Origin of the sequence: Paraburkholderia xenovorans (genome assembly GCF_046030735.1) — a bacterium.
GTDB lineage: Bacteria > Pseudomonadota > Gammaproteobacteria > Burkholderiales > Burkholderiaceae > Paraburkholderia > Paraburkholderia xenovorans_A.
Genome location: NZ_JAQQBV010000013.1, coordinates 55672 through 78554, shown reverse-complemented (window position 1 = coordinate 78554; position 22883 = coordinate 55672). Strand labels below are relative to the sequence as shown.

Genomic DNA, 22883 nt, shown 5'->3' with positions numbered 1-22883 from the left:
TTTTCCTAAAGTAAAATATGATGATTATTCGACTATCGATTCCGGCGTTTCCGTTGATCTCAACCACACAAGCGCTGCTCGCGTCGGCACGTCGCCGCACGGCGCGCGTCACGCTGGGCGCGCTCTTCGCGTGCGCGGCGCTGAGTTCGCTGCTCGCCACGCCCGCGCAAGCCGCGCCGATCGACACGCTGATCAAGGCCGTCAAGTTCGACGACATCGACGGCGTCAACAAGCTGCTCGCCAAAGGGATGGACCCGAACAGCGTCGACAACCAGGGCTACCCGCTGCTGGTGATCGCCGCACGCGAGAAGTCGGACAAGGTGGGCGCGGCGCTGGTCGCCAATCCGAAGACCAACATCGAAATCCAGGACAAAGCCGGCGAGAACGCGATGATGATGGCCGCGCTGAACGGCGATCTCGACTTCGTCAACCTGCTGATCGCGAAAGACGCCGAAGTCAACAAAAAGGGCTGGGCGCCGCTGCACTACGCGGCTGCGAATGGCCACGACGACGTCGTCAAGGTGCTGCTCGACCATTCGGCCTATGTCGACGCCGGCTCGCCGAACGGCACCACGCCGCTGATGATGGCGGCGCGCGGCGGTCACGTGTCGACCGTGAAGCTGTTGCTCGACAACGGCGCGGATCTCACGGTGAAGAACCAGATCGGCATGACGGCGCTGGACTTCGCGAAGACGTACAAGGAGCCGGACGTGGTCGAAGGGTTGACGGCGCGTTTGCAGCAGACGCAGCAGAAGTAACGAGCCCGGCGCGGGACAAACCTGCAAGCCGGTGGCCACCGGCTTGCGAGTGTCTTGCGCCTCGCGCACCGGTCAGCCTGGTGCTGGCCGCTGGAAAATGAAGTTAGCGACGGCGGGCATGACTGCCGCTTCGCAAAACAGTGCAGAATGACGAACATTGGCGCGCCGGCCTGGCGTGCCGCCCGGAGCGGCGCAAGACCGCCCGATAAACCACCCTGGAAAGGAACACCATGCTGCGGGCTTTGATTTTCGCCAGCGCGCTTGCCGCACCGCTTTCGGCATTCGCGTTTACGGGTGGCGACCTCAACAAGCTGTGCACGAAAACCGACGTCGCATCGCGTAGCGCCTGCGCGGCCTATATCGAAGGCGCCGCCGACGGCATCTTCAACACCATCGACGCGATCGGCGGCACCACTGGCCCGCGCGTCGGCCAGTACTTCTGCTTGCCGCAAGACGCGCGTTCGTCGCAACTCACCGATGCGGTGCGCAAGTACATCGCGGAAAATCCGATCGTCGCGGGCTATAACGCCAGCACGGCGATCTCGCTGGGACTCGGCAAGGCGTTTCCTTGCCGGAGCGGGAATTGAATCTGCTTGAATCCGCCTGAGTCCGCTGGCCGGATTCGACGTTTTGAGTTCGACGTTTCAAACGGATCGACGGGCAGGCTCGTCGATCCGCTTCTGAATTGCAGAGCGGCCGTGTCCGTTTTGCGCCTGGTTTGCCCGCGTCCACGCGTTCCTCCGACCTGCGGTCGCCGTTCCCACTCCATCCAAGAGGAGAACGTTCCTTCATGCCCACTCTCGACGAACTCAGCCGCATCGCCGACGCCCCGTTGCACAGTTGGCTCGGCACCCTGATCGTCTCCTTCATCGCGGTGCTGCTCGCAATCGGCGTGCATCGCGTCGGCGCGCGGATCGTCAAGCGTATCGCGCGGCCTTATCCGCTGACCAGCGTCGTGCTGCGCTATATCGACAAGCCGTCGCTCTTCGTCCTCGTGATCCTCGCTCTGGAGGCGATCAGCTGGGAGGCGCCCGACACGCTGAACTTCATCACGCCGCTGCGCGACGCCGCCGCGATCGCGCTGATCGGCGCGCTGACATGGCTGTCGGTGCGCTCGGCGGCGGCCATCGGCGAGGCGATCATTCAGGCCCATCCGCTCGATACCGCCGACAACCTGCAAGCGCGCCGCATCCACACGCAGGCTCGCGTGCTCGCGCGTTCGGTGATGCTGGTGATCGTGATCGTCGGCGTGGGCGGCGCGTTGATGACGTTTCCCAATGTGCGGCAGATTGGCGCGAGCTTGCTGGCGTCGGCGGGCGTGGCCGGGCTGGTCGCCGGTATTGCGGCGCGGCCGGTGCTCGGCAATCTGATCGCCGGTTTGCAGATCGCGCTGTCGCAACCGATCCGGCTGGACGACGTCGTCGTGATTCAGGGCGAGTGGGGGCGTATCGAGGAAATCACCGGCACTTATGTGTCGGTGCGTTTGTGGGACCAGCGCCGGCTGATCGTGCCGCTGCAATGGTTCATCGAGAATCCGTTTTCCAACTGGACCCGCAGCAGTTCGCAGATCATCGGCACGGTGTTCCTGTATGTCGATTACCGGATGCCGCTCGCGCCGCTGCGTGAAGAACTCGCGCGCATCGTCGAAGATGCGCCGGAATGGGATCGTCGCGTGCAGGTGCTGCAAGTCACCGACGGCACCGAGCGCTCGATGCAGTTGCGCGCGCTCGTCAGTTCGCTCGATTCGGGTTTGAACTGGGACCTGCGTTGCCGTGTGCGCGAGGGCCTGCTCGACTTCATCCAGCAACACTATCCGCAGTACTTGCCACGGGCGCGCGCCGAGGTGTCGGCGGAACTCGAAAACGTGAAGGGCGAGCCGCTCGCGTGGGTGCCGCGTAGCGCGCAAACGCCGGCCGGCAGCACGGCGGCGCATACTGAAGCCGATCCGGTGGCGAGCCGCGTGGGTCGTCCGCAGACGGCCGATGCCGCGCGTACGGTCAAAGAGAAAGCCTAGCGCAAAACGGGAGCGGGAATCGCTGCAACCGAGCGAACGCTCCGAGCATACCAGGGAGGAAAGACAACATGGGTCGACTGATCGTCGTGTCGAATCGCGTCGCAACGCCGACGGAAACCAAAGGGTCGGCGGGCGGGCTTGCCGTCGGCGTGTTCGGTGCGCTCAAGGATGCCGGCGGCGTGTGGTTCGGCTGGAGCGGCGACGTGGTGAGCGAAACCGTCGCCAATGCCGGCCCCACGCTGGAACAGGACGGCGCGGTGACCTTCGCGACCGTCGGTCTCACGCGCAAGGATTACGACCAGTACTACCGCGGTTTTTCGAACGCGACGTTGTGGCCGGTGTTCCATTACCGCAACGACCTCGCGCGCTACGAGCGCGAAGAGTACGCGGGCTACCGGCGCGTGAACGCATGGCTCGCGCACAAGCTGATCAAGCTGCTCGAACCGGACGACGTGATCTGGATTCACGACTACCACCTGATCCCGTTCGCCGAAGCGCTGCGCAACGAAGGCATCACGAACCGCATCGGCTTCTTCCTGCATATTCCGTTTCCCGCGCCGCAGATTCTGCTCAACATTCCGCCGCACGAAGAACTGGTGAAGTCGCTGTCCTGCTACGACCTGCTGGGTTTCCAGACCGCGACCGACGAAGAGGCTTTTCACGACTACGTGGTGCGTCACGCGCGCGGCACGGTCACCGAGGGCAACCATGTCGAAGCGTTCGGCCGCAAGCTGCGCACGGGTGTCTACCGGATCGGCGTGTTCCCGGACGAAATCGCCGAACAGGCCAGGCGCTACGAAAGCCGTCAGCACGTGCTCGATCTGAAGCAGAGCCTGGAAGGCCGCAAGCTGATCATGAGCGTCGATCGGCTCGATTATTCGAAGGGGCTGGTCGAACGGTTTCGCGCGTTCGAGCAACTGCTGGAGCGCTCGCCGGAGTGGCGCGGCAACGTCACGCTGGTGCAGATCGCGCCGCCCACGCGTTCGGACGTCGCCACTTATCAGAAGATCCGTCAGGACCTCGAATACGAAGCAGGGCGCATCAACGGCCGGTATTCAGGCCTCGACTACACGCCGATCCGCTATCTGAACCAGCAATACGACCGCTGGAAGCTGATGTCGCTGTTTCGCGAATCGCAGATCGGTTTCGTCACGCCGCTGCACGACGGGATGAACCTCGTCGCGAAAGAGTACGTGGCCGCGCAGAATCCCGACGATCCGGGCGTGCTGGTGCTGTCGATGTTCGCCGGCGCGGCGGCCGAGCTGAGCGGCGCGCTGCTGGTCAATCCGCACGACGCGATCGGCATGTGCGAGGCACTGCAACGCGCGTTGCAGATGCCGCTCGACGCGCGCCAGCGGCGTCACGAGATCAACATGGCGGCGCTGCGCAAGAACGACCTCGGCGTGTGGCGCGACAGCTTCCTGCGCGATCTGCGCAGCGTGCCGATGCAGAAGCCGGGCAAGGGCGGTGGGCATCGCTGATGATGAGGTTTCCGAAGCAGATGACGATGCGCGGGTTCGTCCGCCAGGTGGCCGCATGCTGAGCACGCTTGCAATCGCCGGATACCGGTCGCTGCGCGATCTGATCGTGCCGCTCGGCAAGCTGAATGTGATCACCGGCGCGAACGGCAGCGGCAAGTCGAGCGTGTATCGCGCGTTGCGCCTGCTCGCGGAGACCGCGCGGGGTGGCGTGATCGTGTCGCTGGCGCGCGAGGGCGGCTTGCAGTCCACTTTATGGGCCGGCCCCGAGCGCTTTTCGCGCGCGGTGCTGGCGGGCGAGCATCCGGTCGAACCGCTGCGCCGCAAGGAGCCTGTGAGCCTGCGGCTCGGCTTTTCCGGCGACAGCTTCGGCTACGCGATCGATCTCGGTTTGCCGCCGCTCGATCGCGTGACGCGTTTCCCGCTCGATCCGACGATCAAGCGCGAATGCATCTGGAGCGGGCCGGTGTTGCGGCCGTCGGCGTTGCTGGTCGATCGTCACGGCGCGGTGCTGCGCACGCGTGACGAAGGAGGCGACTGGCAAACCATCGCGCAGCCGGTGGCGAGCTTCGACAGCATGATGACGGAGTTCTCCGACCCGCGCACCGCGCCGGAGATGATCACGGTGCGCGAGCAGATCCGCTCGTGGCGCTTCTACGACCATTTCCGGACCGACGCCGAAGCGGCCGCGCGTCTGCCGCAGATCGGCACGCACACGCCGGTGCTGTCCAACGACGGCGCGGATCTCGCCGCCGCGTTGCAAACCATCCGCGAAATCGGCGACCCGGCCGCGCTCGATGCTGCTATCGACGACGCATTCCCCGGCTCGCGCATCGACGTCGGGACGCAGGACGGCCGCTTCGAAGTGACGATGCAGCAGCATGGGCTGCTGCGGCCGCTGAAGGGCGCGGAGCTATCGGACGGCACATTGCGCTATCTGCTGCTGGTCGCCGCGCTGCTGACGCCGCGGCCGCCCGCGCTGCTGGTGCTGAACGAGCCGGAAACCAGCCTTCATCCCGATTTGCTGCCGGCGCTCGCCCGTCTGATCGCGCGCGCGGCCGCGCATTCGCAGGTGCTGGTGGTGTCGCACGCGGCGCGTTTGATTGCGGCGCTGGAGCGCGACGAAGGCAGCCAGTCGATCGTGCTGGAGAAACATTTCGGCGCCACGCGTATTGCCGATGCCGACGACCTCGACCTGCCTGCGTGGAAATGGCCGGCGCGCTAGAAGCAGTGGTGCGGCGGTGGTGCGGCGGTGGTGCGGCGCGCTGCACGTTGCGTGTATGTAAGCTGAATGTAACAGCAGGCAGGAATTGCAAGGCCAGCGGCTTTTGCTGGCCTGCTGGGGAATAATGCTTCGATGTGCCTGGTGGTTTCTGCACGGGCGCACCGCGTCGCAGGCCGTGCGTTTGCTGGAATGAAAGGGCGCTGTCATACTCAGCCCCGCTGACGCGCAGCGCCTTGGGCGCAAGCCGTCAGACTATGGAGACAGATATGAAGATTGCGCAGATCGCCCCGTTGACCGAATCGGTGCCGCCCAAGCTTTATGGCGGCACGGAGCGCGTCGTCTCGTACATCACCGAAGCGCTGGTGGATCTCGGCCACGACGTGACCCTGTTCGCAAGCGGCGACTCGGTCACCAGCGCGAAGCTGGAGGCGGTGTGGCCGCGCGCGCTGCGTCTGGACCCCGGGATTCGCGACCGCGTGGCGCCTCATATGCTGTTGATGGAACTGGTGCGGCGCCGCGCGGAAGAATTCGACGTGCTGCATTTCCACCTCGACTATTATTCGTTCTCGGTTTTCAAGCGCCAGGACACGCCGTTCGTCACGACGATGCACGGCCGCCTCGATTTGCCCGAACAGCAGCCGGTGTTCGACACGTTCAATACCGCGCCGGTGATCTCGATCTCGAATGCGCAGCGTCATCCGCTGCCGCAGGCGCGGTGGCTCACCACCGTGTATCACGGGTTGCCGGAGCAGCTTTACACACCGCAACCGGTCGAGCAGCGATATCTTGCGTTCCTCGGCCGCATCTCGCCGGAAAAACGCGTCGACACCGCGATCCGGATCGCCGGACGTTGCGGTATGCCGATCCGGATCGCCGCCAAAGTCGATGCCGCCGACCGCGAGTACTTCGAGCGCGAAATCCGGCCGTTGCTGGACCTGCCGCATGTGGAATTCATCGGCGAAATCGCGGACAACCAGAAGGCCGAGTTTCTGTCCGGCGCGCACGCGCTGCTGTTTCCGATCGACTGGCCGGAGCCGTTCGGTCTCGTGATGATCGAAGCGATGGCCTGCGGCACGCCAGTGATCGCGTTCAATCGCGGCTCGGTGCCCGAAGTGCTGGAAGACGGCCTGACGGGTTATATCGTCGAAGACGAAATCGGCGCGGTGGCGGCGGTGAATCGCCTGCACAAGATGCCGCGTGCCGCGGTGCGCCAACGCTTCGAAGAGCGCTTCACCTCGCACCGAATGGCGCAGCAGTATGTGGATGCGTATCAGTCGGTGATTCGTGCGCAGAAGCGGGCGCGTTTCAAGGTGATCGATACGTCGTCGGGAAGCTGAGCCAGGCGTTTCCGGCTTCCGCAAAAAAGAACGGCGATGCGTGATGCGCATCGCCGTTTTTCGTTGTGCCTACGCTACTTCAGGCGCCCGCTAGAGACAGGCTGCGCCTAGATCTTCAGGCGCGACACCTTGGTGCCGTTGATCGAGATGTCGCCCATCAGGCCGGCATTGGTCAGCACGAATACTTCGACCGGGGCCGTTGCCGTGGTGGTATCGATCGCGCCGTTCGCGCCCATCTTGACCAGCGCGACAGAGGCGTCGCCGCCTGCCGACCAGCCGTCCGCGTTGCGGAATTTGTCGAGCGCATCCTGCGTCATGAACAGGAAGATGATGGCCTTCGACTGCGCGCCCGCCTGCAGGCCGAACGAACCGGAAATCGTGCTGTAGTAGCCGACAGTGCCGCCGCCCACGCGCAGCGAACCTTCGCCGTACTGACCGCCGACGATGAAGCCGGCTTGCAGAACGGACGGGAATACGAGTACGCCGCGCGCCTTGGATACCAGCTCGCGCGAGCCCTTCACGGTGGTGAACAGGCGGGACAGCGTGCCGTCGACGCTGGCGTCGATCGACTGGCGTTTCGATGCATCAGTGGAGGGCGTGTCGTGGTTGCTGCCGTTGGTCGTACAACCGGCGAGTGCAAGGCCTCCGAAAGCGAGCGCAGCGGTGGTCTTCAACATGAAGTTTCGTCTTTGCATCGTTTTTCTCCATCGTGGTTCCTGGGCGCAACCTCAAGTGGTGTTGCCGGGCTGCTCCTGAGTTATATCACAGGCGCGTCTAAAACGCGCCCCCGAACGTTCCGCCAAAAGCCTTGTGCGACGGGGCTTTGAGCTAAATCGTAAATTCCATATCGGTAATTTTGACTGGTTTCGGGGAAGCGTTTGGCGCCGCGGAGACGGCGCTTTCGAGTGGGTTTTTGCCGCATGGCCTCCGGTGCGGGAGCGTGCTGTGACGGCGGTCGGGCTGCTGTTTCGATCTGCCGTTTTTACCGATTTTGAAGTCGTATCGAGCGCGCTGAAATCGGATTGAAAGTGTTGTCTGAATGCCGCATACCGTTGCAGCGGTGCAAGGCACGAAGCGCGAGCGAGCCCGTCGCAACTGGCGGCTTCATCCGTTGTTCGCAGGGCTTTTCACCGACGGCGGCCGCCGCAATGCGCGCCGCACCATGCCGATCACGAGGCCGATCAGAAACAGCGCGATCGCCGGCACAACCCAGTAGCCGACGAATGCGTGCCAGAGGTAGGCCATCAGCGTGGAACGGCGCACGCTGTATTCATTGCGGGCGTCCTGCTGACGCGGCGCGTTGGCGGCCAGCACATCGGGCGGGCAGCCGGCGGCCTGTGCTTCGTCGGGTTTGCCGTGGCAGCGCGCGGGCGCGCCGGCGGCGCGTTGGGCGTCGGTGAATGTCCAGGTAGTCAGTGCGCGATCGAGGTCGACGGCGTTGTACGCCATTTCCTCGCGGATCTCGTTGACCGCGACGATCGCGACGGGCACCGCCCAGAATACGATGACGACCAGCCACCGCCTCAGCCAGCGGTTTTTATGCTTCGATACCATCCTTGCCTCCGATGGGTGCTGTGCAGCACCAACGACAAGATGGCGGCCCGTCTAATGTTTGTGTATGGGGGTGGGCCGTCTCCGCAGCCATCATAGAAGAAAAACGGCGCGTTCGGGCAGATGGGGGGGCCGCGCGGTGAAGCGTAGTGCAGCGCAGTGAAGGCTGAAGGGTTAAAACACAAAGCCGCGCGGAATGTCCACGCGGCTTTGTTCGGGCGTCAGGCGGCGATGTACAGGGCAGCGGGGCGCGCGCCGGGGTGAGAACCGCGGCGCACGTTCGATTGCATGCATCGCTGCCGCCTCGTTGTCGCCTCGTTGTCGCCTAGTTGGCCGGCGACGACGACAGGCACGACTTCATGAATGCCTTGCGATCGTCGCCCTTCTTGCCGGTAGCCTGCGTGTTGCACGCCTTCATCTTGTCCTGCTGGCTCATCGGCGCGGCGGCGGCCGGTTTGGCGGACAGACAGGTCTTCATGAAAGCCTTGCGGTCGTCGCCTTTCTTGTCGGCCGCCTGCTTGTTACAGTCGGCCATTTTGGTCTGCTGGCTATTCTGCGCGAATGCCGGCGAAACGAGGACAGCGCCCAACACCAGTGCAGCGATTGCGGATTGGATTTTCATGTGACACTCCATCGGTGGTGAAAACGTTTTTGGTCGTTCATGCGCGTGGGCGTCAACGGCATCCAGGGCCCCCCGGCACGTCCATTATGGCAAATGCTGTCTGCCAGAACGGACAAAGAGCCATTCCCGTTGACAGGCGCCCACGCTCGTTTTCCCTGGCACGGCGAGCTGGAGGGCGTGCCTCCGCCGTTAAAAACAGCGATTACGACTGCGCCGAAATATGCTATGCATTCCAGATTAATTTCGCTGATGAATTCAGTGAATGACATCGAAGCATTTCGGGAATGATTGAGAAAAAATATGCGATGCAATCGGCATCCACGGAGATTCAATTCAATAGAAATTCGGCACAAAATTCCGTCAATACGAATGCCAGTAATATTGACTACGACAGATGTCGTGCAGTGTCGTCGAATGCGCGGTCTGTCGGTGTCATCACCCCAGCCAGAGGAGACTCGCCATGCATTACCTGTTGATCTATGACCTCGTACCCGACTACCTCGAACGGCGCGCGGCGTATCGCGATGCGCATCTGAAGCTCGCGTGGGCAGCGGCTGCGCGCGGTGAATTGCAGCTTGGCGGCGCGCTCGCCGACCCAACGGACACGGCTGTGCTGCTCTTCGAAGGGGATTCGCCGGCAGCCGCCGAAGCCTTTGCGAACGCCGATCCGTATGTGACGTCCGGCCTCGTGGCGCGCTGGCAAGTGCGCGCATGGACGACCGTGGTGGGCGAGCGTGCAGCGAAGCCGGTGCGCTAGCAGCAGCGCCTTCTGGCAGGCAAAAATTCGCGCAAAACGCATGCAGATGAATTAGCGTTCAAGCACCGAATTCGTATTGGCCATTCAGTGTCGATCGCTTGCCGCTTTGCTGCCCAATAGCCTCTTTCGGCACCGAAGCCGACAGCACTTCTGTTACGGCAATAAGAGAAATGATGCGACAAAAATCACAAGATTGTTTCTATCCGTAACACTTGTCTCAACGATATTCACGCAAACCCTGGTGATGGTATGCTTCGTGCACAAATTCTCCCATGCACGAGTGAGACCACGTTCTGTGCTTCGCAATAGGGACAAACCGCACTAAGCCAGTGCGATATCGGCCCGCTAACAGAACGTACAAAACATATTTGTGCAACCGCGGGCTGCACACGGATCGTGAAAGTTGAATCCGTGGCAGTCCAAAGCCGCGGCCCGGCCAGGCTGCGTGGAGAACTCCAGATGTTTTTCGATGAGCTAAGCAATGACGAATGGGCGCTGCTGGCAGCGCTTGTCTCCGATGAGCCGGCCGTTCGTCTGAACCGACGCGGCCGGCCCCGCGCCGAACCCCGCATCGTGGCGAACGCCGTGCTGTGGATCATGACAACCGGTGAACCCTGGTCGAAGCTGCCGGGCCGCTATCCGTCGGGTCCCACTTGCCGGCGCCGTTTCGAAGAGTGGCAAATGAACGGCACGCTGCTCGACATGGTTCGGCTGCTGTCCGGAACCGGGCGCACGTTCGCGTATGTCCCGCAACCGGCGCCGCCTGTCACCGCCAAACCCGCCGCGCCTGTCGCGCCCACGCCCAGCGTGCGCGAGGAATTCGTGCGCGGGGTGTCCTGGAAGAGCCCGGAATCGTGGCAGGCGCCCGGTGCGTCGAGCCGCCTGAGCAGTTGGCGCTCGGCCGACCCGATCGCGGATATCACGCGTCAGCTTTCCGGACTTGCCAACGTGCCGCCGCCGGTGTCTCGCACGCCCGCGCCGCGGCCGTCGATGCGCGCGCCCATGACCGACATGCGGCCCGACATGAGCGAGGCGGGCGCTGTCGGCGTGGCGATGTACGAGTTGAACGCCGCGATCGCCAGCGCGCGTTATTCGCAAGATCAATCGGAGATGCAGGGGCAGCACTCGCGTAGCGCGCTGTCGATGAGTCTCGCGCCGCGCGGCACGCAGATCGCCGACCAGCACGGCTATGCGATCTACGTCGCGGCCGAGCGGGTGCCCAACGCGATGTATCGCGCGTGGGCGGAAATCATGAAGGACGGCAAGCGCGTGGAGCGTTCCGGTCTGGTCGGCCCGCGCTTCGCGCAGGCGGACGAGGCGGAGCAGTACGCGCTCGAATGGGCGCAGCAGTGGATCGATCGTGAGTGCCTCACGCTCGCCGCGGGCAGCGCTCATCAGCAGGCGGCGCATGCATCCCATCCGCAGGCAGCCGGGGCGGTACAAGCCACCACGCAGGCCACCGCACAAGCCACGACACCACCGGTCGCGCGTCCCTTGCCGGCGATGCGTCATGTGCCGGAGCCGGTCGTGGTGAATCACAGCGGGCCGCTGCATGGTCCGATCAACGCGTTTCGCGGACCGCTGCGCCGTTATCCGAGCGAACCCGCGGCGCCCGGCAATACAGCATCGGAAAGCAGTGCATCAGATCGTTATCCGTCGTATCCCGAACTCATCTCCCACGCGGGGTGAGCGCCGGCGGCTAGCATCGCAGTTCCCCGCGGCCGTCAGGAGCAACAGCCGCAGGTTCCCGCTTCATCCGTGGTGAATCACCCTGCTGTCATTGGCGGCCATACGTGTCGTCGAAACGTACGATGTCGTCTTCGCCGAGATACGAACCGGACTGCACCTCGATCATTTCGAGCGGCATCTTGCCGGGGTTCTCGAGACGATGCGTGACGCCGAGCGGAATATAAGCCGATTCGTTTTCGGAGACGATAAAGCGCTCTTCACCGCGCGTGACGAGCGCCGTGCCGCGCACCACGATCCAGTGTTCCGCGCGGTGATGATGCATTTGCAGCGACAGCCGCGCACCCGGTTTCACGACGATGCGTTTGACCTGGAAGCGCTCGCCGGTATCGACGGAATCGTAGTTGCCCCACGGGCGATGCACCTTGCGATGGTTGGCCGCTTCGAGGCCGCCATCGTTGCGAATCCGTCCGACGATCTTCTTGACGTCCTGGACGCGTGATTTATCGGCGACCAGAATCGCGTCGGCGGTTTCGACCACCACGAGATCCTGGGTGCCCACGCAGGCGATCAGGCGTCCTTCCGAATGCGCGAAGGTCGAGTTCGAGCCTTCGAACATCACGCGACCGCGGCCGACGTTGTCGTCGCTGTCTTTCTCCGAGATGTCCCAGATCGCGTCCCACGATCCGACGTCGGACCAGCCGGCTTCGAGCGGCACGACGACACCGGACGCCGCGCTCTGATCGTTGCCGAGTTGTTCCATCACCGCATAGTCGATCGAATTCGACGGCGACGCGCCGAACGCTTCGCGATGCAGGCGGAAGAAGTCGCCGTCCGCCTTGCCGCCGGCCACCGCCGCCTCGCAGGCGTCGAGAATCGCCGGCTGGAAGTGGCGAATCGCTTTCAGCCACGTCGACGCGCGCATGATGAAAATGCCGCTATTCCACCAGTATTCCTGCGATTCGATATAGCGCTGCGCCAGTTCGAGGTGCGGCTTCTCGACGAAGCGATCGAGCTTGTGCGCGGCGATCTTGCCGGTCTCGTCCTGAGCGGAGTCGTCAGGTGTACCAGGCGTGGCGCTCAAAGCCGCGCCGATACGAATGTAGCCATAGCCTGTTTCGGCACGCGTCGGCACGATACCCATCGTGACGATGTGGCCGGCCGCGGCATGTTGGACACCGGCGGCCACGGCCGTGTGAAAACCGTCGAGGTCGGTCACCGCGTGATCGGCGGGCATCACTACCATCACGCCGTCTTCGTTGTCGGCCGCGATCGCGAGCGCCGCCACTGTGAGCGCCGGCGCGGTGTCGCGGCCGATCGGCTCGAGAATCAGCCGGCTTTGCTTGCCGCTCGTGCGCAACTGCTCGGCGGTCGTGAAGCGATGTTCTTCATTGGCCACCACCACGAGTTGCTCGGCGAGCGGATAGCCGGCTTCGAGCGTGTCGAGACGGCGCGTGGTGGATTGCAGCAGCGAATCGTCGCCGAGCAGGCCGATCAACTGCTTCGGATACTGCTCGCGCGACATCGGCCACAACCGGGTGCCGGAGCCGCCCGCCAGAATCACGGGATGAACCTTGAGCTTGACGTTCAGGGGCGTAGCTTGCGTTGACCGGGTGTCGGCGGGCGTGGCCGTAACCGGAGCTGTCATGATGAACTCCTCGAGGCTGGGTGAGTGCGACGATTTTTATCACGAACCCGCTAATCAATAAAAGCGCGTTAAATAGATTCGAATATAAAAAACGCGAATAAAATTAAGCGATTCGATGAAGAAAAAATGTCCGGCCGTTATTTAAAAAAGAAAAATTACCCGAAAAAAACCGGCATCGATTTTTTTGCAGAGAACAATAAAGCGGAATTCGGCTGGATAACAACACGTAAGCTTTCTCGGGCAATCGCAAGAAAGCTGCCTCACGCTTGGCGGAAGAGGGTTCGAAGTCATGCTGAAACGCTAAATCCGGCAAAAATTGCCGAACAAAAATCAGAAAAAATGCTGAAATTCTGACCGATACAATTTGAGATATTTTGCTGTCTTGCAGCGCGAATTTTAATGTCGCTTTATCTATACCTGTACAAGGGTATTCACTCATTCCGACCCACGTTTTCCGGTCCGGCTTTTTGCAGCCGGATTCGAGACCGGAAAGCGGCAGAGCAATTAGCACCGGACCCATCAGATTCGCGTCGCGCATTTACTTTTGCCTGACGCGGATACCGGCGTTTGTGTGTGGACGATCACGACGCGTGTGAACGAAATTCAATCAACCGACGGATGGCACTTGACTGACGAATTGAGGTGCAGCGCATGCTGAGCGTTCTATCGAGAATCATCGACATTGCGATGGTCGCGCTCGGCGCCGCCATCGCCGCGGCGGTGCATAACGGCAAGCTGGTGTGGCTGGACGACGTTCAGAGCGTCTCGCTCGCGTTCGACTGCCTGCTCGTGGTGGTGTTCTTCCCCGCGCTCGGCATCTATCAGTCATGGCGCGGCAAGCCGCTCTACGACCTGCTGTGCCGCGTCGCGGGCGGCTGGGTGATGGTGGAGGTCACCGGCATCCTGATCAGCTTCAGCCTGCACCGCGCGGACAGCCTGTCGCGCCTGTGGCTGCTGTATTGGGCCGTGGCGACCATCGTGCTGCTGATCGTCACCAAGGTGATCGTCTATTCGATCCTGCGCGGCTTGCGGCGCGAAGGTTTCAATCAGCGCGCGGTGGCGATCGTCGGCGGCGCGCCGTACGGGCGCTTTCTGATCCAGCAGATGCGCGGCCGCCCGGAAGCGGGCTTCAGTCCGATCGTGGTGTTCGACGAAGACGGCACGATCAATCCGTACGAAGACCCCGATACGAGCGACGCGATCGAAGGCGTGCCGGTCGAACGCGATTACGCGCGGATGCTGCAACTGCTGCGTCAGCGCGCGATCCGCGAGTTGTGGCTCGCGCTGCCGATTTCGAAGGAGAAGGAGATTCATCGCTTCGTGATGGATCTGCGCAACGACTTCGTGAACATCCGTTTCATTCCGGACGTGCGCAGTCTCACGCTGTTCAATCAGCCGATGGTCGATCTGCTCGGCGTGCCGGCGATCAACCTCGCGGCCTCGCCGATCACCGATCTGCGCGTGCTGCCCAAGCGCATCTTCGACCGGCTGTTCGCGCTCGGTGCATTGACGGCGCTCGCGCCGCTGATGATCGCGATCGCGGTGATGGTGAAGCTCAGCTCGCCGGGCCCGGTGTTTTTCCGTCAGAAGAGAAAAGGCATCGACGGCAACCAGTTCGAGATCTACAAATTCCGCTCGATGAAGATGCACAAGGAAGAAGCCGGCAAGATCACCCAGGCCACGCGCCGCGACCCGCGCATCACTGCGGTCGGCGCGTTCCTGCGGCGCACCAGCCTCGACGAGCTGCCGCAATTCATCAACGTGTTGCGCGGCGAGATGTCGGTGGTCGGCCCGCGTCCACATGCGCTCGAACACGACGACATCTACAAGGATCTGGTGAAGGGCTACATGCACCGTTACCGGATCAAGCCGGGTATCACCGGGTGGGCGCAGATCAACGGCTATCGCGGCGAAACCGACCGCATCGAAAAGATGATGGGCCGCGTGAAGCTCGATCTGTACTACATGCAGCACTGGACCTTCTGGCTCGACATCAAGATCGTCGTGCTGACGCTGTGGAAGGGCTTCGTGGGCAGCAACGCTTACTGAAACGAAGTCATGCGCCGCAGCGCGGCGCATGACCGCTCTTCCGAATCAACTCCCTTTTGCGAGGTGTAATACATGAACCTGACGATCATCGGTAGCGGCTACGTAGGCCTCGTGACCGGCGCATGTCTGGCCGACATCGGTCACGACGTGTTCTGTCTCGACGTCGATCAGCGCAAGATCGACGTGCTCAACAACGGCGGCGTGCCGATTCACGAACCGGGTCTGCAGGAGATCATCGCGCGCAATCGCAAGGCGGGGCGCCTGAAGTTCTCGACCGATATCGAAGCCGCGGTCGCGCACGGCGACATCCAGTTCATCGCGGTGGGCACGCCGTCCGACGAAGACGGTTCCGCCGACCTGCAATACGTGCTGGCCGCCGCGCGCAATATCGGCCGGCATATGACGGGCTTCAAGGTGATCGTCGACAAATCGACGGTGCCGGTGGGCACGGCTTCGCGCGTGCGCGACGTGATCGCCGCGGAACTGGCCGCGCGCAACGCGAGCCACATGTTCTCGGTGGTGTCGAATCCCGAGTTCCTGAAGGAAGGCGCGGCCGTCGAAGATTTCACGCGCCCCGATCGCATCGTGCTCGGTTGCGACGAGGACGTGCCCGGCGAAAAGGCGCGCGAACTGATGAAGCGCCTGTACGCGCCGTTCAACCGCAACCGCGAACGCACGCTGTACATGGATGTGCGCTCGGCCGAATTCACCAAGTACGCGGCCAACGCGATGCTCGCGACGCGCATCTCGTACATGAACGAACTGGCGAATCTCGCCGACCGCGTGGGCGCCGATATCGAAGCGGTGCGCCGCGGCATCGGCTCCGATCCGCGAATCGGCTACGACTTCCTGTACGCCGGCTGCGGCTACGGCGGCTCGTGCTTCCCGAAAGACGTGCAAGCGTTGATCCGCACGGCCGCGGACCACAAGGCCAATCTGCGCATTCTCGAAGCGGTGGAAGCCGTCAACGACACGCAGAAAAGGATCCTCGCGCAGAAGATCGTCGCGCGTCTGGGCGAAGACCTGTCGGACCGCACGTTCGGCGTCTGGGGGCTCGCCTTCAAGCCGAATACCGACGACATGCGCGAAGCGCCGAGCCGGCCGCTGATCGCCGAGCTGCTGCGCCGTGGCGCGCGCGTGAAGGCCTACGACCCGGTCGCGATCGACGAATCGAAGCGCGTGTTCGCGCTCGATCTGAAGGACGTGCCGCAACAGCACGCGCGGCTCGAATTCGTGAAGGAAGAAATGGAAGCGGCCGAAGACGCCGACGCGCTGGTGATCCTCACCGAATGGAAGGTGTTCAAGAGCCCGGACTTCGGTTCGCTGAAAGAGATGCTGAAGACGCCGCTGATTTTCGACGGCCGCAATCTGTACGAACCGGATGCGCTGCTCGAACTCGGTATCGAGTATCACGCGATCGGCCGTCAGCACGCGCTGCGCAATGCGCCGGCGCGCGTCGGCGCGAACGGTCTGCCGCTCGAGGCCGGTTCGGCCACGGCGGAACTGGCCGACGCGGCACGCTGAGCCTGCTGGAAACCGTTTTAAGTCCGCCGCTTTCGACCCGTTCCACACGCACAAGGAGCCCGCGATGTTCGCCAACGTTCTGATCGTCTGCCACGCCAACGTGTGCCGTTCGCCTGCCGCAGAAATGCTGTTCAAGGCCCGGCAGCGTGCCGCGTCGCGGTCGTCCTCAGCGCCGATCGCGTTTCATTCGGCGGGTATCCGCGCAATGAACGGCCACGGGATGGACCCGGTGATGCAACGTCTGCTCGCCGAGCAGGGCGTGGCCTCCGGCATCCACTATTCGCGGCGGCTCGACCGCCAGATCGTGCGTGAAGCCGATCTGGTGCTGGTCAGCGAGCGCGCGCAGGTGGGCGCGGTCGAAGCGCTCGATCCCGCCGCGCGCGGCAAGGTCTATCCGCTCGGCAAATGGGAAGACGACTCCGATGTCGCCGACCCGCACGGCGGCGCGGAAGCCGACTATCGCGAGAGTCTCGTGCTCATCGAACATCTGGTCATGGGATGGCTGAAGAAAATATGCTGATGAAAAAACTCACTGCACACGCATTCGCGAACTGCCGATCGACGTTCGCCGCCACGCTTTTGCTGACGTCCTTTCTGTCGGCCTGCGCTACCGCACCTGGCAATTACCTCGATACGTCGCGTCTGAAAGACGACGGCCAGCATCAAAGCCAGACCGCCGACGAGACCTATCCGGTTCATCTCATCGACGGCCCGCTGGTTGCGGCTCTGGCTCAGGAGCAAGCCGCCGCCGCCGCGCAGCAGACGCTGCCGGGCGCGCGTATCAGCGATCCGTCGCAGTACGTCTATCGGCTGTCGCCGCAGGACATCCTCGGCATCACCGTGTGGGATCACCCGGAATTGACGACGCCGCAGGGCAGCACGTTGTCGGCGGGCGGCAACACCACGCAGTCGATCGGCGGCGCGTTGCAGCAGCCGTACACGGCCGCGTTGCCGGGGCAGGCCGATCCGTACGGCCAGACCATCGCGGCCGACGGCACGATCTTTTTCCCGTTCGTCGGCCGCATCCGAGCCGCGGGCAAGACGGTCGGCGAAGTGCGCGATCAGCTTTCGAGCGGTCTCGTGCGCTACATCCGCAATCCGCAGGTCGACGTGCGCGTGCTGTCGTATCGCGGCCAGAAGATCCAGGTGACCGGCGAAGTGAAAACGCCGGGCCCGCTCGCGGTCAGCGACGTGCCGCTCACGCTGGTCGACGCGATCACACGCTCGGGCGGCACCACGAGCGACGCCGACATCCAGCGTGTGCGTTTGACGCGCAACAAGCAGCTCTATGTGCTCGACGCGAACCGCATGCTCGACCAGGGCGACACCACGCAGGACGTGATGCTGCAAGGCGGCGACGTGATCAACATTCCGGATCGCAGCGACAGCCGCATCTTCGTGATGGGCGAAGTGAAGACGCCGATCCAGGTGCCGATGCTGAAGGGGCGTCTGACGATCGCCGACGCGCTCACGCAGTCGGGCGGCATTCTCGATACCGACGCCAATCCGCGTCAGATCTTCGTGATGCGTGGGATGAAAAATCATCCGACCACGCCGGACGTGTACCGCCTCGACATGACGCAGCCGGACGCGATCATGCTGTCCTCGCAGTTCCAGTTGCAGCCGCTCGACGTCGTGTATGTGGGCACCGCCGCGTCGACCACCTTCAACCGTGTGTTGCAGCAGGTGTTGCCGAGCGTGCAGACGCTGTTCTACCTCAAGCAGCTGACGCGCTAGACGCTAACGCAACCGTTACGGGAACGAATTGTGAACAATCAAATTTCTCCGCACATGGTCGCACCGGCCAGGACCGAAGAAGAGGACGTCGTCCTCGGCCAACTGGTGCAGGTGATTCTCGACGACATCTGGTGGCTGGTCGCGATCGCCGCTGTGATCGTCGGCATCGCGGGCGCGTACTGCTTCCTCGCCAAGCCGATCTATTCGGCCGACGCGCACGTGCGCGTCGAGCAGTCCGACAACACGTCGCAGGCGCTCACGCAGACGCAAACCGGCGCGGCGATCACCACCGGTTCGACTTCGCTGCCGACCGACGCCGAAATCGAAATCATCAAGAGCCGCGGCGTAGTGGGCCCGGTGGTGCAGCAACTGAAGCTGAACTTCAGCGTCGCGCCGAAAACCATCCCGCTGCTCGGCAGCATCGCCGCGCGCTTCGCGACGCCGGGCCAGCCGGCGCGGCCCTGGCTCGGGTTGTCGTCGTATGCGTGGGGCGGTGAAGAGGTCGACGTCGATTCGATCGACGTGGTGCCCGCGCTCGAAGGCCAGAAGCTCACGATGAAAGTGCTCGACGACCAGCACTACGAACTGTATGCCGACAACGGCGCGCTGCTGCTGCGCGGCCAGGTCGGCCAGCAGGAGCAGGGCGGCGGCGTGACGATGCTGGTCGCCAAACTGGTCGCGCGGCCAGGCGAGCAGTTCACGGTGGTGCGCTCGAACGATCTCGACGCGATCGCCGCGTTCCAGTCGGCGATTACCGTGCAGGAGCAGGGCAAGCAGACCGGCGTGATCCAGATCTCGCTGGACGACAAGAGCCCGGCGCACGCGGCGGAAGTCGCCAATGCGCTCGCGCAGTCGTATGTGCGCCAGCACGTGCTGAGCAAGCAGGCCGACGCGAGCAAGATGCTCGACTTCCTGAAGAGCGAAGAGCCGCGCCTGAAGAGCGATCTCGAACGCGCCGAAGCGGCATTGACCGCGTATCAGCGCCAGTCCGGATCGATCAACGCGAGCGACGAAGCGAAGGTCTACCTCGAAGGCAGCGTGCAGTACGAGCAGCAGATCGCCGGCCTGCGTTTGCAGATGGCCTCGATGACCGAGCGCTACGGCGACGATCATCCGATACTCAAGGCCGCGCGTGAACAGATGGCCGAGTTGCAGGCGCAACGCGCCAAATACGCGGACCGTTTCCGCGATCTGCCGGCCACCGAAGTGAAGGCCGTGCAGTTGCAGCGCGACGCAAAGGTCGCGGAAGACATCTATGTGCTGCTGCTCAACCGCGTGCAGGAACTGTCCGTGCAGAAGGCGGGCACCGGCGGCAACGTGCATATCGTCGACGAGGCGATGCGCCCGGGCGCGCCGGTCAAGCCGAAGAAGGTGCTGATCCTGTCGGCGGCCGTGATTCTCGGGCTGATCGCGGGCACCGGCTTCGTGTTCCTGCGCCGCAATATGTTCAAGGGCATCGACGACCCCGATCACATCGAGCGCGCGTTCCATCTGCCGGTGTTCGGCCTCGTGCCGCTGAGCGCCGAGCAGGCGCTGCTCGAAAGCGGCTTCGAGCGCGGCGGCAACCGTCTGCGCTCGGTGCTGGCGAGCGCGCGTCCGAAAGACGTCACGATCGAAAGCCTGCGCAGTCTGCGCACCTCGATGCAGTTCACGATCATGGACGCGAAGAACCGCATCGTGATGCTGACCGGCCCGATGGCAGGCGTCGGCAAGAGCTTTCTGACGGTCAATCTGGCGGTGCTGCTCGCGCATTCGGGCAAGCGCGTGCTGATGATCGACGGCGACATGCGCCGCGGCGCGCTCGAGCGTTATATCGGCGGCGTGCAGGACAACGGTCTGTCGGAATTGCTGAGCGGCCAGATCTCGCTCGAGGAAGCGATTCGCGGCTCGGCCGTGGACGGCCTGAACTTCATCTCGTGCGGCCACCGTCCGCCGAATCCGTCGGAACTGCTGATGTCGCCGCGTCTGCCGCAATACCTCGAAGGCCTCGCCAAACGCTACGACGTGATTCTGATCGACACGCCGCCGGTGCTGGCGGTGACCGATGCGTCGATCATCGGCGCGTATGCCGGCTCGACGTTCTTCGTGATGCGCTCGGGCGTGCATAGCGAAGGCGAAATCGCCGATGCGCTCAAGCGTCTGCGAGCGGCCGGTGTGCACGTGCAGGGCGGCATCTTCAACGGCATGCCGGCGCGCTCGCGCGGCGGCTACGACCGCAGCTATGCGGCGGTCCAGGAATATCTGAGCACGTGAGCGTTGCGAAGAACAGCACACGAACAGGACATGAGGACATCACGATGAAAGTGACGGTACTGGTTCCGACTTACCGCCGCCCGGCCGATCTGGCGCGCTGCCTCGCGGCGCTGCAACGGCAGTCGCGCGCGCCCGACGAAGTGGTGGTGGTCGCGCGCGCCGACGACGCAGCGACCCACGCGTGCCTGCGCGATCCGGCGGTGCCGGGCGCGTTGCCGCTGTCGGTCGCGCTGGTCGAGGCGCCCGGCCAGGTCGCGGCGCTCAATCGCGGGCTGGATGCCGCGAGCGGCGACGTGATCGCGATCACCGACGACGACGCCGCGCCGCACGCCGACTGGGTCGAGCGTATCGCGGCCGCGTTCGAAGGCGATGCGCGCCTCGGCGCGCTCGGCGGCCGCGACTGGGTCCACGAAAAAGGCCGCGTGCTGGACGGCGCGCGGCCGCTGGTCGGCAAGGTGACGGCGCACGGCAAGATCATCGGCAATCATCATCTCGGCGTGGGCGGCGCGCGCGAAGTCGACATCCTGAAGGGCGCGAACATGAGCTACAGGCGCGACGCGGTGCGCACGATCCGCTTCGATCAGCGGCTGCGCGGCGCGGGCGCGCAAGTGCACAACGACATGGCGTTCAGCCTCGCGGTGAAGAACGCCGGCTGGAAACTGATGTACGACCCGCGCGTCGCGGTCGATCACTTCCCGGCCGAGCGTTTCGACGACGACCGGCGCGACGCGCAAACCATGGCCGCGTTGCGTAACGCCGCGTTCAATTTCCATCTGATCCTGCGCGACCAGTTGCCGCCGCTGCGCCGCGAAACCGCGTGGTGGTGGTGGACGCTGGTCGGCACGCGCGTCTATCCGGGGCTCACGCATGCGGCGCTCGCGCTCGTCTCGAAGCAGGCGGGGCTGAAGCTGACGCGCTGGCGCGCGGTGCGCACGGGTGCGCATGAGGCGCGCCGCGCGCTGTCGCGCACCGCGTGAGCTGCAGCGTGACCCGCATGTTCTTGCAGCGGCCCGCGCCTCAGTGCGCAAGCGTCGCTGCTCCTTTCCACCGGCAGAGCGGAGTGTCTGCATGAGTACGAAAGTTCACGTTCATCTGTTTTACGGCGCCGACCCGCGCTTTTACCGGCCTGGCGACGATATCGGTTGCCTGTACGGCTATCACCACGCCGAGTCGGATGCATTCAAGCTCACTTACTCGCAGGACGCACGCGAAAGCAAACCGGTGCGCCTGTTGCGTCGCGCGCTGAAAGCGGCGCTCGGTTTCGACTTCATCCACACGTGGCGCAACCGCGCCGAGATGCTGCGCTCGGACGTGATCTGGACGCACACCGAGCAGGAATGGCTTTCCACGTCGTTAATGCTGCTTTTAAGCGGCCGTAGATCGGGCGACGACGACGGGCCGCTGCTGCTCGCGCAAAGCGTGTGGCTGCTCGATAAATGGCCTTCGTACGGCATGCTGCGCAGCTGGCTGTATCGCAAGCTGATCGGCCGCGCCGACCAGCTCACCACGCTCGCGAGCGAAAACGCCGAGCTGTGCAAACGCTATTTCCAGCGCGAAGCGAAGCCGCTGTACTACGGGCTGAACACGCGCGATTTCCCGGTCAATGCGCCGTCCGAATGGACGCCGCACACGCCGCTGCGCATCGCGGCGATCGGCAACGACCGCGACCGCGACTGGGAGACGCTGATTCGCGCGTTCGGCAACGACGCGCGCTACACGGTGAAGCTTGCGACGCGGCGGCGGATTCCGGCCTCGCTGCGCGCATCGAATGTCGAGATCGCGTTGTTCTCGGGCATCGTCAAGCAGCGCGAACTGTACGACTGGGCCGACGTGATCGTCGTGCCGTTGCGGCCGAATTCGCACGCGTCGGGTATCACGGTGATGCTCGAGGCGGCGGCGGTCGGCAAGCCGATGGTCGCGACCAACGTCGGCGCATTGCAGGACTATTTCCTCGCGGACGAAGCGGCCTACGTGCCGCCGTTCGATCCGCAAGCGTTGCGCGATGCGGTGAATCGACTCGTCGTCGAGCCGGACGAAGCGTTGCGCCAGGCGCAGGCCGCGGCGAACGGCTTGCTGACACGCGACCTGACCACCCAGCACTACGCGCTGCAGCACGTGCGCATCACGCAGGAGATGCTGCGGGCGAGGGCGGCTTCGCGCGTGCGGTCGGCGGCCGGCATGGCGACCGCCGCGGGCGTGTCCGAGTCCGAGCGGCCGGCGCGCCAGTCACGCGGAGGTCTCTGA

General features: G+C 63.8%; 20 protein-coding genes. 16 read left to right on the top strand and 4 right to left on the bottom strand.

Going from position 1 to position 22883, the window contains the following annotated elements; all coding sequences use genetic code 11:
• Positions 1-17: 17 nt before the first annotated feature.
• The 6 genes from PQQ51_RS14860 to PQQ51_RS14835 all read left to right on the top strand — a co-directional run bounded on the left by PQQ51_RS14860 (position 18) and on the right by PQQ51_RS14835 (position 6812).
• On the top strand, positions 18-758 hold the full coding sequence (locus PQQ51_RS14860) for an ankyrin repeat domain-containing protein (RefSeq protein WP_408497542.1): 741 nt from the start codon (positions 18-20) through the stop codon (positions 756-758).
• 230 nt (positions 759-988) lie between these two features.
• Positions 989-1345, top strand: a complete 357-nt coding sequence (locus tag PQQ51_RS14855) for a Rap1a/Tai family immunity protein (RefSeq protein ID WP_408497541.1) — start codon at positions 989-991, stop codon at positions 1343-1345.
• A 203-nt stretch (positions 1346-1548) separates the two neighbouring features.
• The gene (locus PQQ51_RS14850; RefSeq protein ID WP_408497540.1) at positions 1549-2772 is read left to right on the top strand and encodes a mechanosensitive ion channel family protein; all 1224 of its coding nucleotides are present in this window, start codon (positions 1549-1551) and stop codon (positions 2770-2772) included.
• Between the two features lie 68 nt (positions 2773-2840).
• The gene (gene otsA, locus PQQ51_RS14845; protein WP_408497539.1) at positions 2841-4253 is read left to right on the top strand and encodes an alpha,alpha-trehalose-phosphate synthase (UDP-forming); all 1413 of its coding nucleotides are present in this window, start codon (positions 2841-2843) and stop codon (positions 4251-4253) included.
• A gap of 55 nt (positions 4254-4308) precedes the next feature.
• The gene (locus tag PQQ51_RS14840; protein ID WP_408497538.1) at positions 4309-5475 is read left to right on the top strand and encodes an AAA family ATPase; all 1167 of its coding nucleotides are present in this window, start codon (positions 4309-4311) and stop codon (positions 5473-5475) included.
• A 266-nt stretch (positions 5476-5741) separates the two neighbouring features.
• Complete coding sequence (locus tag PQQ51_RS14835; protein ID WP_408497537.1) at positions 5742-6812, top strand: glycosyltransferase family 4 protein; 1071 nt, start codon at positions 5742-5744, stop codon at positions 6810-6812.
• A 107-nt stretch (positions 6813-6919) separates the two neighbouring features.
• Here PQQ51_RS14835 and PQQ51_RS14830 read toward each other — a convergent pair whose 3' ends face one another.
• From PQQ51_RS14830 to PQQ51_RS14820, 3 genes are all read right to left on the bottom strand, one after another.
• Positions 6920-7507: a BPSL1445 family SYLF domain-containing lipoprotein gene (locus PQQ51_RS14830; RefSeq protein ID WP_408497536.1), complete on the bottom strand. Its 588-nt coding sequence runs from the start codon at positions 7505-7507 to the stop codon at positions 6920-6922.
• Between the two features lie 409 nt (positions 7508-7916).
• Positions 7917-8366, bottom strand: coding sequence for a hypothetical protein (locus tag PQQ51_RS14825; RefSeq protein WP_408497535.1), 450 nt, complete (start codon positions 8364-8366; stop codon positions 7917-7919).
• A 322-nt stretch (positions 8367-8688) separates the two neighbouring features.
• Positions 8689-8985, bottom strand: a complete 297-nt coding sequence (locus PQQ51_RS14820) for a PsiF family protein (protein ID WP_408497534.1) — start codon at positions 8983-8985, stop codon at positions 8689-8691.
• A gap of 460 nt (positions 8986-9445) precedes the next feature.
• Here PQQ51_RS14820 and PQQ51_RS14815 point away from each other — a divergent pair, with 460 nt between their 5' ends.
• Entirely contained in the window at positions 9446-9742 is a 297-nt protein-coding gene (locus PQQ51_RS14815; RefSeq protein ID WP_408497533.1) for a YciI-like protein, read from the top strand.
• 459 nt (positions 9743-10201) lie between these two features.
• Complete coding sequence (locus PQQ51_RS14810) at positions 10202-11431, top strand: DUF6566 family protein (protein WP_408497532.1); 1230 nt, start codon at positions 10202-10204, stop codon at positions 11429-11431.
• Between the two features lie 88 nt (positions 11432-11519).
• On the opposite strand, the gene PQQ51_RS14805 is transcribed toward PQQ51_RS14810, so the two are convergent.
• On the bottom strand, positions 11520-13076 hold the full coding sequence (locus PQQ51_RS14805; protein WP_408497531.1) for a mannose-1-phosphate guanylyltransferase/mannose-6-phosphate isomerase: 1557 nt from the start codon (positions 13074-13076) through the stop codon (positions 11520-11522).
• Between the two features lie 126 nt (positions 13077-13202).
• Here PQQ51_RS14805 and PQQ51_RS14800 point away from each other — a divergent pair, with 126 nt between their 5' ends.
• From PQQ51_RS14800 to PQQ51_RS14765, 8 genes are all read left to right on the top strand, one after another.
• A complete protein-coding gene (locus PQQ51_RS14800) occupies positions 13203-13430 on the top strand; it encodes a hypothetical protein (protein WP_408497530.1) in 228 nt (75 codons plus the stop codon).
• Between the two features lie 297 nt (positions 13431-13727).
• A complete protein-coding gene (locus PQQ51_RS14795; protein WP_408497529.1) occupies positions 13728-15125 on the top strand; it encodes an undecaprenyl-phosphate glucose phosphotransferase in 1398 nt (465 codons plus the stop codon).
• A gap of 72 nt (positions 15126-15197) precedes the next feature.
• On the top strand, positions 15198-16649 hold the full coding sequence (locus PQQ51_RS14790; protein ID WP_408497528.1) for a UDP-glucose dehydrogenase family protein: 1452 nt from the start codon (positions 15198-15200) through the stop codon (positions 16647-16649).
• 64 nt (positions 16650-16713) lie between these two features.
• Entirely contained in the window at positions 16714-17169 is a 456-nt protein-coding gene (locus PQQ51_RS14785; RefSeq protein ID WP_408497527.1) for an arsenate reductase/protein-tyrosine-phosphatase family protein, read from the top strand.
• Positions 17163-18386 (top strand): polysaccharide biosynthesis/export family protein, encoded by a 1224-nt coding sequence (locus PQQ51_RS14780; protein ID WP_408497657.1) that lies wholly within the window; start codon positions 17163-17165, stop codon positions 18384-18386. Before PQQ51_RS14785 ends, PQQ51_RS14780 begins: the two co-directional genes overlap by 7 nt.
• A 54-nt stretch (positions 18387-18440) precedes the next feature.
• Complete coding sequence (locus PQQ51_RS14775) at positions 18441-20639, top strand: polysaccharide biosynthesis tyrosine autokinase (protein ID WP_408497656.1); 2199 nt, start codon at positions 18441-18443, stop codon at positions 20637-20639.
• 44 nt (positions 20640-20683) lie between these two features.
• Entirely contained in the window at positions 20684-21616 is a 933-nt protein-coding gene (locus PQQ51_RS14770) for a glycosyltransferase family 2 protein (RefSeq protein ID WP_408497526.1), read from the top strand.
• 91 nt (positions 21617-21707) lie between these two features.
• A complete protein-coding gene (locus tag PQQ51_RS14765; RefSeq protein WP_408497525.1) occupies positions 21708-22883 on the top strand; it encodes a glycosyltransferase family 4 protein in 1176 nt (391 codons plus the stop codon).

What these genes read in the sequence shown, in the direction of transcription:
- PQQ51_RS14860 (WP_408497542.1), top strand. Translation starts at nt 18, where the DNA reads ATGATGATTATTCGACTATCGATTCCGGCGTTTCCGTTGATCTCAACC.
- PQQ51_RS14855 (WP_408497541.1), top strand. Translation starts at nt 989, where the DNA reads ATGCTGCGGGCTTTGATTTTCGCCAGCGCGCTTGCCGCACCGCTTTCG.
- PQQ51_RS14850 (WP_408497540.1), top strand. Translation starts at nt 1,549, where the DNA reads ATGCCCACTCTCGACGAACTCAGCCGCATCGCCGACGCCCCGTTGCAC.
- otsA (WP_408497539.1), top strand. Translation starts at nt 2,841, where the DNA reads ATGGGTCGACTGATCGTCGTGTCGAATCGCGTCGCAACGCCGACGGAA.
- PQQ51_RS14840 (WP_408497538.1), top strand. Translation starts at nt 4,309, where the DNA reads ATGCTGAGCACGCTTGCAATCGCCGGATACCGGTCGCTGCGCGATCTG.
- PQQ51_RS14835 (WP_408497537.1), top strand. Translation starts at nt 5,742, where the DNA reads ATGAAGATTGCGCAGATCGCCCCGTTGACCGAATCGGTGCCGCCCAAG.
- PQQ51_RS14830 (WP_408497536.1), bottom strand. Translation starts at nt 7,507, where the DNA reads ATGCAAAGACGAAACTTCATGTTGAAGACCACCGCTGCGCTCGCTTTC.
- PQQ51_RS14825 (WP_408497535.1), bottom strand. Translation starts at nt 8,366, where the DNA reads ATGGTATCGAAGCATAAAAACCGCTGGCTGAGGCGGTGGCTGGTCGTC.
- PQQ51_RS14820 (WP_408497534.1), bottom strand. Translation starts at nt 8,985, where the DNA reads ATGAAAATCCAATCCGCAATCGCTGCACTGGTGTTGGGCGCTGTCCTC.
- PQQ51_RS14815 (WP_408497533.1), top strand. Translation starts at nt 9,446, where the DNA reads ATGCATTACCTGTTGATCTATGACCTCGTACCCGACTACCTCGAACGG.
- PQQ51_RS14810 (WP_408497532.1), top strand. Translation starts at nt 10,202, where the DNA reads ATGTTTTTCGATGAGCTAAGCAATGACGAATGGGCGCTGCTGGCAGCG.
- PQQ51_RS14805 (WP_408497531.1), bottom strand. Translation starts at nt 13,076, where the DNA reads ATGACAGCTCCGGTTACGGCCACGCCCGCCGACACCCGGTCAACGCAA.
- PQQ51_RS14800 (WP_408497530.1), top strand. Translation starts at nt 13,203, where the DNA reads ATGTCCGGCCGTTATTTAAAAAAGAAAAATTACCCGAAAAAAACCGGC.
- PQQ51_RS14795 (WP_408497529.1), top strand. Translation starts at nt 13,728, where the DNA reads ATGCTGAGCGTTCTATCGAGAATCATCGACATTGCGATGGTCGCGCTC.
- PQQ51_RS14790 (WP_408497528.1), top strand. Translation starts at nt 15,198, where the DNA reads ATGAACCTGACGATCATCGGTAGCGGCTACGTAGGCCTCGTGACCGGC.
- PQQ51_RS14785 (WP_408497527.1), top strand. Translation starts at nt 16,714, where the DNA reads ATGTTCGCCAACGTTCTGATCGTCTGCCACGCCAACGTGTGCCGTTCG.
- PQQ51_RS14780 (WP_408497657.1), top strand. Translation starts at nt 17,163, where the DNA reads ATGCTGATGAAAAAACTCACTGCACACGCATTCGCGAACTGCCGATCG.
- PQQ51_RS14775 (WP_408497656.1), top strand. Translation starts at nt 18,441, where the DNA reads ATGGTCGCACCGGCCAGGACCGAAGAAGAGGACGTCGTCCTCGGCCAA.
- PQQ51_RS14770 (WP_408497526.1), top strand. Translation starts at nt 20,684, where the DNA reads ATGAAAGTGACGGTACTGGTTCCGACTTACCGCCGCCCGGCCGATCTG.
- PQQ51_RS14765 (WP_408497525.1), top strand. Translation starts at nt 21,708, where the DNA reads ATGAGTACGAAAGTTCACGTTCATCTGTTTTACGGCGCCGACCCGCGC.